Genomic DNA, 15,711 nt, shown 5'->3' with positions numbered 1-15,711 from the left:
CATCCAATCTCCAATGTACCTCCATGGATTTAAAAAATCATTATCACCAAGGCGTAAGACCATGTTGAATTGTGTAGTTATATGTTTTAATGTTTTCTAAAAAAGAGTTTCCTTTTTTGTCTCTGGCAATATCCATAATTTCCTGATACTTTGTTTTTGCTAAACTTCTTTCGCTATATTCAGAAACAATTAGGACAGGTACAATGTCTTTAATATTCGGTCGTTTCCATTCAGCATTTATCAATCCTATTTTCTTTTTTTGTTCCAGCATTTTGGATACAGATTCTTTCAATTCGTCTCTCGGCAACTGATTGAAAAGATCATAATACAACCCAATTTGAAGGGGGCTTAAATAAATACCAGATGTATTTGATCCATGTTTGTACTCGATCAAAAGCAGATTACCCTGTTTATCCAAAGCTAAAAAATCGAGTTCACCGCCAATAGCTTTTTTATCCAAGTCTGTTCCGTATCCTTTTGCATCATATTGAGTAATATCTCTCTGGAGAATTTTGTACTTTTCACGAACCTTGCCATATATTTTATCTTTTTCCTGTTGATATTTGTATCCGATAACAGCTTCTTTATCTAAAATGACGAAATTGTCATTCGGTTTTCCGCAGGTTCCGAATTTGCGGGATAATTCGTTTTGAAAATATCCTTACTTTTTATTGTTGTAGTGTTTATCAAATTCCGGATCAGTTGAAACTTCTTTTAATACCTTGATTAACTCGCTGGAGAAATCCTCTGTAACTTTCTTTTCTCCGTAAAGATCATTTGACATTTTTTTGTATGCATCGTCTCCATTTAATTTAATCAAGCCAGGATCGCTTTTCTTTTTTATCTTCTACACTCTTGAAAGCCCTCGATATATTGAAATCCATTCTTCTTTATCATTTTTTCCTATCAAAAAATCAGTATCGGAATGCTTTTGAACTAAATAAAACAACCAACGAAGCTCTCCATCTGGCTCTAATAATTTTGAGAAAGAATGAGATAATATACGATTATCGTACATTTCGGCACTCCATAACATGTGCACACATAACAAGGCATCTTACGGTTTCCGGATAACACCACGGAAGGCGTGTTATCCCGCGAAACGCGAGGTATCTGCCGAGCGACAAGGATCAGTCGGACCCTTACATGGGTTCGGCAACAAACAAGGGCCGTAAGGATTGCTCTGCCTCGCCCGTCTGGTCGAATTCTGACACCGGCACTCTCCCTGGTCAATGTCCGGTTCTGGCCGGATTACGCCACTGATCTTGTCTAGTCAGCATGACTCTGATGGGGCAAGCGGACGCCACCAGAGGCCAAACGAGTTCAATGACTGGCGAACCAGATCGCCAGTTTTTTGGGACTCATCAGACCCCACTTACCTGTGCATGATGAACAAAGCTCGTCGCGCCCTGCACAAATTGCTTCCGACACGTTCCGTTAAGCGTCGTCAGTTGCCGGATACCGTTGCGAAGATTGACCTTAGTCGGCTGATGGGGACCTGGTTCGAAGTGGCCAGATTGCCCAATCTCGAAGCCGACGGTCCAGGACAGTGTAGCGTCAATGTGACTGCAACCTATGCCAAACGCCCCGATGGGCGCATCACCGTCCAAACAGTCGCCTACAACGCGAAAGCGCGAATGCGCCGCAATGAGGTGCATGGCCTGGTTCATCCTGCCGACGCGAGCGGGGCAAAGCTCATCCTGCGGTTCTTTAAGCTGATTCGGGGCGATCTGTGGGTCATTGGCCTCGACCCGCAATACCGATGGCTGCTCATGGGTACCCCAAGCCGAAGGCGGCTTTGGCTCATTGCCCGTGCGCCTTGCATTTCCCCTGAGGATTATGATCGAGCCATCGCGATTGCCGCAGAGCAAGGCTATGACGCCGCGCGCGTCAGAAGGACCCAGCAACAGATACTGGAATAAAACAGCAATGGCTGGCTTGTGATCGGTTGTCCTCGTCTTGCCGGTCTGAGGCAAAGTCTCGCTAGGATGTGCCAAATTTCCACCCCTGGGCCGACGCGCTAAACTTGGCCTACAGTTCGAAGCTCGGCATCTTTGGAGGTCCACTTGTCAGACTTCACGCTATCCACTCCAGAACAAGTCACGGCCTGTCTATCAGCACCTGCAAGTACTGCTGAGTTGCCCATGGGACCGATGCAGTTCGCCGACGTCGGTGACGGACCGCCGCTCCTGTGCGTCCACGGTGGCCCTGGCGGTTATGACCAAGGCTTGATTCTGGGTGAAACCTTTCGGGTGAATGGCTTTCGGGTCATTGGTCCGTCCCGACCGGGTTATCTGGAAACGCCGCTGAAAACGGGCACGACATTGACTGAGCAGGCTGACGCCCTCGCGGCACTGCTTGATTACCTCGGCATTGAGCGCTGCGCCGTGGTTGGTGTCTCCGCGGCTGGTGGGGCCATTTATGAACTTGCCGCGCGCCACCCGCGGAAAGTGTCGGCCTTGGTTGCCGTCGACTGCGTGGCGAGCAAATATCAGCCGCCGGTGAGTGACCTGGAGATGAAGCTCTTCGTTTCCACCTTCGGTTTTAAGCTGACCGCGATCATGGCCGACTATCTGACCGGGGCTACCATCAAGGGCCTCATCGCCCAGGAAGGCAAGCTAGACCGGGCTCAGGTCGCCGAGCGTGTGGCGCACATTGAGGCCGATCCCCTCAAGCAAGCGTACTTCATGGCCATGGTGCACTCATTTGGAGATCACGCTGCCAAGCGAGTCCCTGGGGCGCGGAATGACAATGCGCAATTAGGAGCAATCGCCGCGCTGCCTCTGGAGCGGATAATCGCCCCGACCTTGATTATTCATGGCACGGCGGACAATGACGTTTTTCCCTCTCACGCGGAACACGCCCACCGCCACATCGCCGGCTCCGAGCTGCGATGGATCCAGGATGGCACCCACTTCTGCTTCTGGCTGTCCGACACAGCCGAGGCAGACCGCCGATACGCCGTCGACTGGCTTAGGCATAAGGTAACTAACTGAAGCAAGTCACGAAGTAGCAGTCTAAGACCGAAGCCGCCGCTCAAACCTCTAAGCGCTGCCCAATCGCAGCACCGATCGAGCGTGTCCATGCCTTCAAGACAGTTGACGGCAAGTTCCTCACCTCCGAAGCTGATGCCATGCGGCACATCGCCTGGTACCAGTTATCGCAGTCCGGTCACTGTTTTCGGGTTCGCGCAGCGGGCCTGATCAAAGTCGGTGACTGCGTTCATGTCTTATCACCTGTGAGCAGATCGCAACGCTAAGAACGCGCAACCGCTCGTCACAACCATTCTTCACGCGCACTGTCCTGGCAGCGCGAAAGAGGCCCATCCGCCTGAGGTTTCCAGGTCGCTCTGACAACTCGCAAAGATCAGGATGGTGGCATGAACACCATCCTGATCCCCCTGCTCATGCTGTCAGGCACCCTTGTCCTTTGCAGCACCGTCCATGCCCAGACTGAGCCCACCTCGCCGCGCTTCTACGAGCGTGGCGCCGAGGGCTGGTTCTGGTATGCCGAACAACCGCCCGAACCCGAGGAGGAACTGGAACCACCACCCGATCCGCCCCCGACACCGGCACCCGAGGAGGTAGCCGAACAACCTCCCGCGCCCGAGACGCCAAGCAACCAACCCGGCCCAACACCACTCTCCGCCGCCTGGCTGCGCGCGAACCTGGAGCGCTACCGGGATGTTGCCATCGACGATCCCTCGCCGCAGAACGTCTCCCTCTATCTCTACCTGCAACGCCTGGCCATCGACAAAGCCGAACGCTTTGCCGAGGCAAGCCAGCGCGCCGTCTGGTCCGATCCTTTCCTCGACGAGACCACCCGCCGGCCACTCGCGACTTTCGCCGCCAACCTGGTCAATCGGGAAGCGGCGAACCAACGCGACCAGGCGCTGACCAAAACCGCCCAAGTCGCCGGCCTCTGGTTCCTGTACCGCTCTGATTGCCCCTACTGCGAAGCCCAGGCTCCGTTGCTTGAGTTGCTGACCAACCGTTACGGTTTAGACGTGCAGGCCATTGCCCTCGATGGCCGACCCTTGCCAAGCGGGTTCTTCCCCAACTTCCGCACCGATAGTGGTCAAGCCCGCGCGCTTGGCGTGGTCTCCACCCCGGCGCTCTTCCTGGTCCGTCCGCCCGATGGCATCAAGCCTTTGTCCCAAGGCGTGCTGTCGCTGGCCGAGTTGCAGCAGCGCATCGTCCAGACCGCCGCCGATGCCGGCTGGATCGATCCGCGCTGGCTGGAACGCAGCCGCGCGCGGGTGACCGCCCTGCGCCTGGACACGAGCACGTTCAGCGATCCAGACCTGGCCGAAGACCCCGAACGGCTGCTTGAGCACCTGCGCGGTCAGCGCCGCGCGATACCCAATCCCCCGGTCACTGAACCCCTGATTCCATCCCCCACGCATCATCGCCTCGGAGGTCACTAATGCGCGTTGCGCCCGTCCTCGGTTTATCCCTCACCCTCAGCGCCGGCTTGCCCGGCATGGCGCAGGCCGATCTATCGTCCGAGCTGGATGCCATGTTCGACAGCCTGGTCAATGTCACCGACCCCACCGCCCACATGGGTCAGCGCCGGGGCGTGCTCTCCGGTGGGTCGGTCTATGCCCGCAACCGGGTGATGACGGTCAACCCCGTTCACATCATCCCGCCGAGCTTCGAGGCCGGCTGCGGCGGTATCGATCTGGTCGCCGGTGGCTTCAGCTATGTCTCGCGCGAGCAACTAACTGAGCTGTTTCGCGCCATCGCCGCTAATGCCGGCAGCTACGCCTTCAAACTGGCCCTGGATTCCATGTGCCAGAACTGCGGACAGGTGATGGACTCGTTGCAGAAGAAGATCCAGGCGCTCAATAGCCTGTTCGCCAACTCTTGCCAGCTTGGGCAGGGCGTGGTCAACGATGTCGTCGATGCCTTCGATACCCAGCAGAAGATCAAGCACTCTGAAGCCTCGCTGGTGAGAGGATTGGGCGATGTCTTCGAGACCTGGTCAACGGTAACCGGCGAAGATCCCATCACCCAGGTGCAAAACAGTGATCCGGACTACGCCCGTGAGGAATTGCAGGGCAACCTGTTCTGGCGCTCGCTCAAGGAAGGCTCGGTCAGCGGCTGGTTCGACCATGGCGACGACAGCCTGCTGGAGACGCTGATGTCGGTGACCGGCAGTGTCATCGTCGGGCCACCGGAGCCGAGTCCGGACGGGCAGGGGAGCAATAACCGCGTCACCCCATTGCCGGCGGTGCTGTCTCTGCGCGACCTGCTGCACGGCACGGCGGACAGCCGCGAAGTGCGGGTGTATCGCTGTGCACCCAGTCGCGATGCCGACGATTGCCTCTCCCCAACCGTTCAGAGTCTCACCCTGCTCGGCATGATCGAGCGCGTGAGAACCCTGCTGATCGGTGATGCGAGTTCACCTGGATTGATCGCCAAGTTCCGCTTTGGTACCAGCGATTTCACCGCCGACGAGAAAGCCTTCATGCAGGTGGCCCCGAGCGGACTCGGCGGGGCGGTGGCCAATCTGGCGCGCATCGACGAGGGCACAGCGATGCTGTTCGCCGAGCGAGCGGCTCCGGTGATCGCCATCGAGCTGGTGCAGGTGCTGCTGCACGACATGGCGCGTGCCGTGAGTGTGGCGACCGTCGTCGCGGACAACGCCTATGCGGGGCTGCTGCGCGAGCAGATCGCGGAATCCCGCGCGGACTTGCGCGCCGAATACGAGGTCGTCACCGCCCAATACGGCACCGCCCAGGAACAGCTCGCTTACTACATGGATCTGCTGCAATCGGCCAAGTCGACGCCCTATTGGAGCATCGAGCAGGCCGGCGGCGGGCGTCTGACCCCGGAGGGCTGAGCCATGTTCGAGATCTACTCCATCGGCGATGCGGCCTTTCTGACCCAGATCCTCAATGCCGTCGCAGCCCTGACCGGGACCGGGGATTTTCGCCAACTGGCCGCCGTCGGGCTGGTGGTCGGAATCCTGCTGGGCATGTTTCAGGGCCTGGTGAACAACACCCTCTACTTCGGGCGCTTGTTCATCGCCATGCTGATCTATCTGCTGGCCTTCGGCACCTCGGTGTCGGTGACCGTGGAGGATGCCTACACCGGGTCGGTCAGAGTGGTCGACCATGTCCCCATCGGACCCGCTGCTGTGGGTTCGGCCATGTCCAATGTCGGCTATGGTGTGACCCGGCTGATGGAGCAGGCATTCTCCACACCCGCCATGACTGGGCAGGGCTTTGCAGATGCGCTCCAGACGTTGGCGGGCGTTCGGAAAGCAACGCTCTCCAGAGCCTCCCTGGGCGCAGCCAATGCCCCGGAGCCGGGCACCAATGTTGAAGGCTCGCTAGTGAACTATGTCGCCGACTGCGTGCTGGCGGATGTCGATACTCAGCGCCGGAGTCTGGATGACATTCTCACCGCCCCGGATGTGACAACCGCGCTGGCGAGCAGCAATGTCGCCTTCACCACCCTGTATTACGAAGGCGGTGTACCCCAGACTCTGCGCTGCGATCAGGCGTGGGCGCGCATCAACGCCTTTCTGCCAGCCTCCTTCTTACCCGCCGTCAAAGATACCCTGCAAGCGCGCTTCGGTGTGGCCAACACGGCGGATGTCGAGTCCAAATTGCAGAACGCGGTCGATGCTCTGGCCGGTGCCGGGCGGGATGCACAGGACTATGTGCTGATGTCCGCAGCCCTCGGATGGCTGGAGAAGGGCATTGTGCTGACTCACGAGAACCGCCTGCAATGGGCGGCGGCCACCTCGGTGCAGCAGGCCATCGCCCAGCGCAATGGCCAGTGGGCGGCAGAGCAGGCGCTGTTTATGAACATCGTGCGCCCGATGATGACCTTCTTCGAGGGTTTCATCTACGCGGTCGCACCACTGATGGGCTTTGCGGTCGCCCTGGGACCCATGGGCATCAGCCTGACCGGCAAATGGCTGATGTTCGCACTCTGGACACAGCTGTGGCTGCCCGTTCTTGCGGTAACGAATCTCTACCTGATGATGGCCGCCGGACGGGATCTGGATGCGCTGTCGAACGTCGCCCAGTTGGAGCCGTTTTCCTTCTATGGGCTGATGCAGCTCGATCTGGTGTTGCAGGACTGGCTCGCCACCGGCGGCATGCTGGCCGCAGCCACGCCAGCCATCGCCTTGATGCTGATCTACGGCAGCGCGGTGACCGCGACCCATCTGGCCGGGCGGCTCAGAGGCAGCGATCATATCGACGAAAAGGGGCTCTCGCCCAGCGTCAGCTCAACAGCACCCGCGCTGGCGATCAGCTCGGGGTATCAAAACACGCCCTATGCCGGCACCCTGGCGACCGGGGCGGAATCGATTCTGCCGCGCTTCGATCTGGGCACCCAGGCCAGCCGCGAGACCGCCGTGACCGAGCAAGCCTTGCAGCAGTCCTCCCGGCAGTTCCTGTCCACCCTCGGACAGACAGCCTCCATGTCGGCGGCGCACAATCGGGAATCATTCTCGCAGCGGGCGCTGGGCTTTGACTATTCGGCCAGTGCCAGCGAGACGGACAAAACGTTCTACAGCGCCGGCAGCAGTCTGTCGCAGCAGTATGCCCAGACCGGATTGTCGGCAAACCAGATGACCGGCATGCTAGCAACCGGTGTCGGACTGGCCGGAGGCGGGCGCTCAGGCTCAGCCATTGCCGGGGAGTTGTCGGGGCAGTTGCGGGATCAATATCAGGTCAGCGACCAACTGGCCGAGCGGGTCGCCGACGACATCGCCACGCGCGTGACCAGCGACACTGGCTTCCAGTCCAGCCTGGCGTCGTCCGTCAGCGCCGATGCCCAGCAGGGCCTGCGCAGTGTCTTCACCCAGGGATTGAGCCGCCAGGACAGCGCCCAGTTGCAGCAGAGCGCGGCCGATGTAGTGCAAGACAGCCGCTCGCATCAGCGGGCCGAGCGGTTGTCGCAATCCGCGGCGGCCTCCGGCAGTTATGGCGCGGCCGAAGTCGGGCAACGCCTGGCCGGCAACCCGGCGCTTGCCGGTCAAGCATACAGCGCCATCGACCGCCTGGGACTGACCGGCGATCACCAGCGGGTGAGCGACTGGTATAGCGCCATGGGCGTCTTCGCCAATCCCGAGCAAGCGCGCGCGGCGGCAGCCATGCACTTGCTGGCCGGCTATGCCAAACCAGACCGGGCGTTGAGCGGCGAGGAGCGCTTGCAGGCACGCGAGACAGCCTTCTCGATTCTGGGCGATGCCTTCCAGGGGCCGGGTGGAACGGGGGCCAATCCGGCCAATGGCGCGGGGCTGCATGGCGCGGCTGGTGTCTTTGGCAGTACCCGTGATCAGGTGCTCGGCGCCGGGCTGCCTGATCCGCGTGCCGAGGTGGCTGGACTCGATGATCGGGTGGCCGAGGGCTTCTTGGGCAATGCGGCGCTGGGTGGCGGGGATGCTGTCAACCGCTTCCATCAGGACGCCCAGCAGCGCCTGATGCAGTCACAAGCGCAACGCGAGGCATCGCTGGCCGAGCAACGCTCAGACTACTGGGAACGCCAGATTCTCGGCGAGGCCAACAGCCATCGCTCGCCAGCCGAGGCCACCACGGACCAACTCGCCGGTGGCATCGGCAATCTGCTGCAGCGGGGCATTGTCCAGGGTGACCGCGCGGTGGCGGCCTTCAATGGCTTGCTCAGCGGTTTACAACAGGGCGAGGGCTGGTCCGGCGCCGTTGCCCAAGCGCGCGAGCGTTACGGTGATGCCATTGATGGGCTGGCGTCCTATCAGTTGCAAAGCCTGCCCGAGAACGCCCTGACCGGCACGCAGGAGGACTTCTACCGCAACCAGGTGGATAACGGGCTATTGGGCAACTCCGCCATGGGTCAGGCGCTGCGCTTCGCCTCCCCCGAGCAGCAGGCCCTGCGCGAGCGGTTGGTGGCCGAGCATGGTCCGGATCTGGGACCGGCCATTGCCCACCAGTTGACCCAGGCGGCGAACAGCCTCGACAACAGCAAGCTGACCGAGGTCATGGCCTACAACCGTGCGGAAGCCGATGCCGCCGAGGCTCAAAAAAAAACTGAGTCGCTAGCGCCCGGCGGGCTGCCAGGGATGGCGCCGGCTGGTTTGATCCACCCGAACGTCTCCGGCGGTTCCGCCGGGGCGGTGTTGGATGTGATCGCCCGTCCGGAATCGCGTGGCAACTACAACGCGCTCTTCGGTGATGCCGACCAGCAGCAGCTACGCCTGACCGACATGACCCTGGAACAGGTCCAGCAGGTGCAGCAGCAGCTGGTCGCCGAGCGCGGCGGCTCGCCGGTCGGGCGCTATCAGATCCTCGATGACACCCTGGGCGGTCTGATCGAGCGGATGGGCCTGAGCGGTCAGGAACGCTTCAGCCCGGCCCTGCAGGATCGCATGGCGCTGGTCCTGGCTGGCGATGCGGGCCTGTCCGCTTGGCAGTCCGGGCGGCTGTCGGATGAGACCTTCGCCAACCGGTTGTCCACTATCTGGGCCGGCTTGCCGAAGGATGCGTCCAATGAGAGCCATTACGAGGGACAGGCGGGGAATCGGGCGCAGGTGGGCTGGACGTCGGTCCTGCAGGGCTTGGGTCGGGCGCGTCAGCGGGATGACTGAACCTCGTTGGTTGCAGAGATCGTTGACGCGTGTTTTTGGCCCTGGAGTTGGATGGCAGAACAAGCGGCTCCGATCACCGTCCGCGAGAAGGATTCGCTGGCGCCTTCTCCGGGACGGCAAGCCCTCCGGCAGATGCTTCGCAAGACGATTCCAAACAGATGCATTCGGCGCGCTATGTCACTGAGCCATCGGCGATCGCGGAAACAGCCTCTTCAAAACAGTCCTGAACATCGTCGATGCCCTCGGTTACTTCGGTCGGGGCCTGAGCCTGAGCCGCGATGTTGCGAATCAACACCAAACTAGACTTCATTGTGTTGAGGTTGCGCACCGATTCCCAGCTCATGGCTTCGTCGATGTGAAACAGCAGCGTGTCGGAGTTGGGAAACCCGAACTGGCTGACCACAGCCTCCCTCAACGTCATCCAAGCGCCTTGCAGATCAGCGAGTGCGGTCTTTTCGTAAGCCCTTGGCTGTTGGAGAAAGGTCATTCGCGGCTCCCACGTGTTGGATTAAAGCAAAGATGCCTCTTCACTGGGCTCTGGCCACTTCCCGGACTATTCTGCGCAACGTTGCAGCCTGTGTCAGGCCATATTTGCCGGGTGCGTTGCGAAGGATTTGCTTGGCGATGTCTGGCCTTCCGCAGCTCAGTGCATGGTGTAGCATCCTGCTGGCGTCATCGACGTGGCCAAGGGCAAAATGCTCAGAGAGCTGCGCGCACTCCTCCAGCACCCGGAAGGCGGCGGCGATCTTGTCCTGGCGCAGGTAGAGAAAAATTACCAATCGCCCGGCGCACTGCACCGCGCGGCCAGTACCGTAATCCTTCATCTCCTGAAAGATGTCCTCGTAAGCCTCGGGATTCTTCGCATACAGCTCGAAATACTCAAGAAGAATCAGGATGGCTTCGCTGTGTTGGCGCGCCCGCACGGCACGGAGCAGGCGGTCGAGGAAAGACTGATAATCGCGCTTGGCCTGCGATAACCGCTCCTCGTTGGCATAGGTCTCCGGGCGCTTGCGGTAGGAGCTCAGCCCGCCGAACCAGTCCTTTCGCTTCAACTGCTGATACCAGACCTCTTCGTCCAGGTCATCCTGGTTCAAGGCGCGTTGTTTCTGCAGGAAGTAAAACCCAATCAGATAGCCGGCAACGCCGCCGGCCACATGGGCGATGACGTTGACATTGCCAACGTCGGCCGAGGAAATCACCCGCCAGGTATCCCAGCCGATAAACCACAGCGCCAGTATCCACGCTGGGATGTAGAAGTGGCCGAAGGCGATTCCAACCCAGTAAAACGTCCTGATGCGCGCCTTGGGCATCAGGAATGCTGACAGGCCGATCATGCCCATGACCACGCCGGAGAAGCCGAGCGTCGGAAGTGGTTCCGCGCCGAGCACAACGGTGATCGAATAGGCAAAACTCGCGGCAAAGGCCGTAGCCACCAAAATGGCGATGTACCGGAAGTTGCCTCCCACCAGCAGTTCCAGCGCCGGTGCGAAGGCGATGAAGAAGATCATGTTGAAGATCAGATGAGCCCAGTCCGCATGTGCAAGAGAGGAAGTAACGACCCTCAATGGGTTCCAGCCCAAGGGGTCATACACCATCGTGGCATCAAGGCTCCACGGTGGTCCGGATTGGAGAAAGTCTTGATACAGTCGCTTCAGCCAGTCCACGAGCGTCGCCTGGCTGACGCCCTCCAGCAAATCGGGTGAATCCAGCAAGCGCTCGAAAAACGCCTCGGGATCTGGCCGGGAATGGATGATAGGCAGAACCTCTTGGCAACCGCTGACCGCGGTTTCGTCGTAGTCCTCTAACAGAATGGCGCGTAAAAGGTCCGTATTGTCTCTGCAATACGCCTGCGTATACGCGTTGATCAGCGCCTCGTTGTGCGCCTGCTTCCAGTAGATGAAGGTACAGAGCGCAACGACAGCGAGGGTAATCCAGGGGATTTTTCCCAGACGCAGCGCCGTGCTGTAGGGAAGGAACATGCTTTGATATCTTCGATGGCCTTGCGCTCAACCGAATTGAGCAGGTCAGGTGGCGTTTTGTTATGGACAGAATACCATCAGCTGTGTTGAAAAACGTCGACTAGGCGGTTCTGGTTCCGCGTTTATTTTTCGATGAGGGTCATGCCGGATGGCAGGCTTCTAAAGGGCGTTATCATCACTGCTTCGTCAATGTGCCACCCTAAACCCCACGCGATCCGCCGTCAGCCCGTTGACTCCCGATATGACCCAGGGCGTGATTCGGTTCTACAGCCTGGCGCATGCCTATGATGAGTTCTCGAACTTTGCCCCTTACCCCATCCGGCTCGACGGCAAGACCTGGCAGACATCGGAGCACGATCTCCAGGCGGCCAAGTTCCAGGACCCGAAAGACCGGGAAGCGATCCGCAAGGCCAAGCCCCCGATGCTGGCGGCGAGGATGGGGCGGGATCGCCGGCGCACCCGGCGGTGCTGGCTGAGTTCTCACAACACCCCGAACTGCGTGAACTGCTGCTGGCGACCGGGGAGGCCAGGCTGGTCGAGCACAGGGAGAAAGACAGCGATTGGGGCGATGGCGGCGATGGCCGGGGCCGTAACATGCTTGGTCTTCTCCTGATGGACGTGCGCCAGCAAATGCGGGAAGGGTTAGCATGACCACAATAACGCGACTAATAGCTGCGGCATCAGGCGCACCAAACGAAATATCCAAGACGGAGACAATGCAGCGATGCCGAATGCCATCATGGTCATTCACCCCTACCTCGACAACGGCGCCTGGGTGTTTGACGACCCTGACGCCGGCTTGGTCAAGGAGCCCTTCGTCTCCGGTGCCGATGACATCATCGACAAGATGGTGGCCAAGTTGCCCGATGCGCGTCTTGGCTTCCATCTGTATTTCTCAGCAGCCCCTTTCCCGGGCTATCAGCTCGAGTTGATCTGGCAGCGAGAGGAATACGACGGCAACTGGTATCGCAGCGAGGCACTGGACATGGAAGGCTGGCTCTGTCCGGCCTTGTTCAAGTATTTCGAGAAGGCGCCAGAGCGGATCTACGCCCAGTTCAGGGCACAGTGATTCTGACCATCGGGAATCGCTGGCCGGTTTGGCGATGCGCCGAACAAGGCGCCAAACCTACGCCAGCCCCCCGGACCATCGCTGAAACATCGGCGCTGGCGGCAACTGCAGGGACTGCGCGAAGGCATTGCCGGCCGCTTCGCCCGTCACCGCCGGGGCCTCATTGTAATTCCGATACAGCGAGCAAATTGGACAAGTGCGATCAAACCGACTCTGCTCGGCGACCAGGAAATGCACCTCACAGGCGCGGCAGCCCAATAGCTTCGCCGTGCCGATGTGCAGATCGCGCGCCGTCACCCAGCAGCGGGTGATGTCCAGGCTGTTCTCCGCACCGGCCAGGGTCCGGCACACATCATGAGCCGCGATGATGGTGTAAATGCTTGCCTCACTGATCCCTGAAGCCTGCTCCGCTGCCGCCTGGCCACGACAACGCAGATAGGTCACCGCGAACAAGGACGCCTGCAACTGCCGCCGCCGGGAATTGATGGTTGTCCCGCCGATCGTGGGCAACTGACCCGAGGGCGCCGACACCCCATGCAGCTCCCGATACAAGGCCCGCAGGGTATCGCGCGGGACGCCGGCTTCGTGATGAACAATGGAAACCCTTGCGCGTCGGGCAATCAACTCCATGGCCAGGCGCATGCGGGCGTGACGTTCCAGGATCATTGCGACTCTCCCTGATCGATCTGAGCCGCCTCGCCCAGATTCCGCAGCAGCAGATGCAGCGCCGTGATATCCCGCTCCGGCGCCTGGGTGCAAACCGCCAGCAGCTTGTCGGTCGCCTCCGGCAAGCGCGGCTGAAACACCGTGCCCGGCGTCGTCGCCAACCGCTCGATGGCCTCCGGCGTGGCATCGACCAGCCACTGGGCCAGCGTCCCATCTAAGCCGAACAGGGCCTCGACGACCCTGTCCTGTCCCGAACGAAGCAGATCCCGAGCGGTATGCAGATAGGCCCGGTTCAACTGATGAATCGAGCCCACCAGCGACTCGGGGATAAGGTGCGAGTATGCGTGCATCGAACAACCTCCTGAATGATCAAAAATCCGTTGCGAACAATAGGGAAGCCGCGGCGCCTTTCCTGCCATGACCAGCGCGTTGCGTATCAAATGACACACAACTATTTCCGGCATGGATTGAACGGTTGCAGGTGATACCTTGGCCTGGCCTCTGGATGCCTTAGTCCGACAGCGTCAGCCCTTGCAGCAACCGCGCGCGGTTAGGCGACAGCGCCTCGGCCACTGGCGGGCTCGGGTCTTCGGGCATCGCCTTTGCCGTCTCAGCAACCCCGGCAGCTCCAGCTCGCCCACCGCTTAACCCCATCAGCGCCAACTGCCGCAACCGCTCCGCCCGCCCACGCGGGCGCAATCCGGCCAAGGCCCCAAACAACTCCGGATGCAAGGCCGGCGACAGATGCACCTGCACCCGCAGCGCCTCAGCGTCCGCCATAGACGAAATACCCGCGCGCATTCGCGGTCACCGGATCGCGCGGCATCTCCACCTGCACCGGGTCGAAGAGGTCACTGACCAAAGGCATGAACCACGCACTGCCGCCACCGGTCACCAGAATCCGATCTACCGCCGTCTGCTCCCGGCGCAAGTCCTGGCGCAACTCCTCCAGGGCAATCCGCGCTGTCCCAGTCGATGCCTGCTGCAACGCCGGCAGCAAATCAACCCGACGCCCCTGGTAGAGGATCGACATCCGACCCTCCGCCAGTGCCCGCTCAATCACCGCCACGGGCGGCTGGCCCGAGCCATCGGCGCCGATCAATCCAGCCGCCGTCTCGATCACTACACTCATTGCCTCCAGAGAAGTCCCGGTCGCCGTGCGCCGCAGATCCCCCTGCACCAGCACCGCCCAATCGACTGAGAAGAAGCCAACATCCAGAATCAGCACCGTCCCCTCGCTGATCACGCTGATCAGCGCGTCATCCCCCTGCACCAGCGCATCGACAAAGGTGCCGACCGGCTGCGCGATCACCCGCACCTCCCCGACTTCCACAACGCCAATCCCGGTGGCATGCCGACCAAGAAGACGCGCGCGCAATGCCTCCCGCTGTTTGACGTCAACCGCCTGAGAGACCGGCAAGCCCGTCACCAGCCGATCAATACGCGGGGCATTGACCAGCGTCAGCGCCCCCAGCACCAGCGCGCGATAGGCATCGCTGTCGGCATAGCTCGCATGCAAGGCCCGCGACCAGCCTGACACCCGGGTCGGGCGCACCCCGGCAATCCACTTCTGGCCATCGACCTGCACCGGAATCCCCGTCGGACTCACCCGGCTGGTGCCATCCAGCTGCACCGCCACATGCTCCACCGGCGCCGCCATCGCCGGCAGCACCCGTAACTCGGGCTTTGTACCTGCCCGCCCGAAGGCGAGCTTCAGATTGCTGTAACCAATGTCGAGACCGACGACCTGCATGGAGACCTCCTCGCGATGAGTAGAACGACAGCGCAACGACACGGCCCGGCCAAAGCGGGGTTTAACCCGGACATTCCGCCCGGCGACCCCAGCAAGCCCCTGTCCGCGCACTGGCGAACGACAGGCCAACGACTGCACCAATGGACGCATCCTGCCCGCGATCATGTCGTCGGAGAAACAACGAAAGCTGCGGTAAATCAGTGTCTTTTGTGGCTGCGCTTCCGGACTGCGCAGGGCTAGGATTCGGCACTGAAGCGAGCGAGGTGTGCCGACTCAGCAGCGGGCGAGATGACCCACGATGGTCCCCGATCCGCGCAACACGCTGATCGAGGATGGGAACAGGCAGGTGACCGGCGACGGGTTCGCACGAGATGACCCGGCAGCGCGTGAGGGGCGAACGACCCGCCAAATCAGCGGACCAGGCTGACGAAAGCGACCAGCGGCGATTCGCGCTGCGGGCCGCCTGACCTTGGCGGCTGAGTCCAGAAGGGCAGCGCACTGATTGCTTGTTGGCATCGCAACGGCCGCCGACTCGCCGACGAGAAACAAAGCACCGGGACGGCCAAGCGGGAGCTGAGCGGAAGCGGCGGAAGCCGAACGCCCGCTTCAGCGACTCGCATGGGTCTCCAGCCCCTCGAAGTCGCGGTTTGGGGCGAGGT

15 protein-coding genes are annotated in these 15,711 nt (G+C 60.5%); 7 read left to right on the top strand and 8 right to left on the bottom strand.

The window, feature by feature from the left end:
• Window positions 1-43: 43 nt before the first annotated feature.
• Both Thiofri_RS16335 and Thiofri_RS16330 read right to left on the bottom strand, forming a co-directional pair.
• Complete coding sequence (locus Thiofri_RS16335) at window positions 44-460, bottom strand: amidase family protein (RefSeq protein ID WP_190275743.1); 417 nt, start codon at window positions 458-460, stop codon at window positions 44-46.
• A gap of 387 nt (window positions 461-847) precedes the next feature.
• Window positions 848-1,018, bottom strand: coding sequence for a hypothetical protein (locus Thiofri_RS16330; protein ID WP_190275742.1), 171 nt, complete (start codon window positions 1,016-1,018; stop codon window positions 848-850).
• 367 nt (window positions 1,019-1,385) lie between these two features.
• Here Thiofri_RS16330 and Thiofri_RS16325 point away from each other — a divergent pair, with 367 nt between their 5' ends.
• The 5 genes from Thiofri_RS16325 (at window position 1,386) to Thiofri_RS16305 (ending at window position 9,585) form a co-directional block, all read left to right on the top strand.
• Window positions 1,386-1,922: a lipocalin family protein gene (locus Thiofri_RS16325; protein WP_009146540.1), complete on the top strand. Its 537-nt coding sequence runs from the start codon at window positions 1,386-1,388 to the stop codon at window positions 1,920-1,922.
• Between the two features lie 144 nt (window positions 1,923-2,066).
• Window positions 2,067-2,996 (top strand): alpha/beta fold hydrolase, encoded by a 930-nt coding sequence (locus Thiofri_RS16320; protein ID WP_040854037.1) that lies wholly within the window; start codon window positions 2,067-2,069, stop codon window positions 2,994-2,996.
• Window positions 2,997-3,379: 383 nt separating this feature from the next.
• A complete protein-coding gene (gene traF / locus Thiofri_RS16315; RefSeq protein ID WP_323705464.1) occupies window positions 3,380-4,426 on the top strand; it encodes a conjugal transfer protein TraF in 1,047 nt (348 codons plus the stop codon).
• On the top strand, window positions 4,426-5,844 hold the full coding sequence (locus tag Thiofri_RS16310) for a conjugal transfer protein TraH (RefSeq protein ID WP_009146537.1): 1,419 nt from the start codon (window positions 4,426-4,428) through the stop codon (window positions 5,842-5,844). Before traF ends, Thiofri_RS16310 begins: the two co-directional genes overlap by 1 nt.
• A 3-nt stretch (window positions 5,845-5,847) precedes the next feature.
• Entirely contained in the window at window positions 5,848-9,585 is a 3,738-nt protein-coding gene (locus tag Thiofri_RS16305) for a conjugal transfer protein TraG N-terminal domain-containing protein (RefSeq protein ID WP_009146536.1), read from the top strand.
• 172 nt (window positions 9,586-9,757) lie between these two features.
• Here the strand turns inward: Thiofri_RS16305 and Thiofri_RS16300 are convergent, their stop codons facing one another.
• Both Thiofri_RS16300 and Thiofri_RS16295 read right to left on the bottom strand, forming a co-directional pair.
• Entirely contained in the window at window positions 9,758-10,072 is a 315-nt protein-coding gene (locus Thiofri_RS16300) for a hypothetical protein (RefSeq protein WP_009146535.1), read from the bottom strand.
• A gap of 40 nt (window positions 10,073-10,112) precedes the next feature.
• Window positions 10,113-11,564, bottom strand: a complete 1,452-nt coding sequence (locus Thiofri_RS16295; RefSeq protein WP_009146534.1) for a rhomboid family intramembrane serine protease — start codon at window positions 11,562-11,564, stop codon at window positions 10,113-10,115.
• 465 nt (window positions 11,565-12,029) lie between these two features.
• On the opposite strand from Thiofri_RS16295, the gene Thiofri_RS16290 reads away from it, so the two are divergent.
• Both Thiofri_RS16290 and Thiofri_RS16285 read left to right on the top strand, forming a co-directional pair.
• Window positions 12,030-12,215: an NADAR domain-containing protein gene (locus tag Thiofri_RS16290; protein ID WP_304412350.1), complete on the top strand. Its 186-nt coding sequence runs from the start codon at window positions 12,030-12,032 to the stop codon at window positions 12,213-12,215.
• 73 nt (window positions 12,216-12,288) lie between these two features.
• The gene (locus Thiofri_RS16285; RefSeq protein WP_009146532.1) at window positions 12,289-12,633 is read left to right on the top strand and encodes a DUF6717 family protein; all 345 of its coding nucleotides are present in this window, start codon (window positions 12,289-12,291) and stop codon (window positions 12,631-12,633) included.
• A gap of 57 nt (window positions 12,634-12,690) precedes the next feature.
• Here Thiofri_RS16285 and Thiofri_RS16280 read toward each other — a convergent pair whose 3' ends face one another.
• The 4 genes from Thiofri_RS16280 to Thiofri_RS16265 all read right to left on the bottom strand — a co-directional run bounded on the left by Thiofri_RS16280 (window position 12,691) and on the right by Thiofri_RS16265 (window position 15,052).
• Entirely contained in the window at window positions 12,691-13,299 is a 609-nt protein-coding gene (locus Thiofri_RS16280; protein WP_323705461.1) for a FlhC family transcriptional regulator, read from the bottom strand.
• Window positions 13,296-13,649, bottom strand: coding sequence for a hypothetical protein (locus tag Thiofri_RS16275; protein ID WP_009146806.1), 354 nt, complete (start codon window positions 13,647-13,649; stop codon window positions 13,296-13,298). The genes Thiofri_RS16280 and Thiofri_RS16275 overlap by 4 nt, the downstream gene beginning before the upstream one ends.
• Window positions 13,650-13,809: 160 nt before the next feature.
• A complete protein-coding gene (locus Thiofri_RS16270; RefSeq protein ID WP_009146807.1) occupies window positions 13,810-14,079 on the bottom strand; it encodes a hypothetical protein in 270 nt (89 codons plus the stop codon).
• The gene (locus Thiofri_RS16265; protein ID WP_323705460.1) at window positions 14,066-15,052 is read right to left on the bottom strand and encodes a ParM/StbA family protein; all 987 of its coding nucleotides are present in this window, start codon (window positions 15,050-15,052) and stop codon (window positions 14,066-14,068) included. Before Thiofri_RS16265 ends, Thiofri_RS16270 begins: the two co-directional genes overlap by 14 nt.
• Window positions 15,053-15,711 lie beyond the last annotated feature (659 nt).

Origin of the sequence: Thiorhodovibrio frisius, from assembly GCF_033954835.1 — a bacterium.
Classification (GTDB): Bacteria; Pseudomonadota; Gammaproteobacteria; order Chromatiales; family Chromatiaceae; genus Thiorhodovibrio; species Thiorhodovibrio frisius.
The sequence above is the reverse complement of the archived record's forward strand: the minus strand, read 5'-3'. Positions and strand labels throughout refer to the sequence as shown.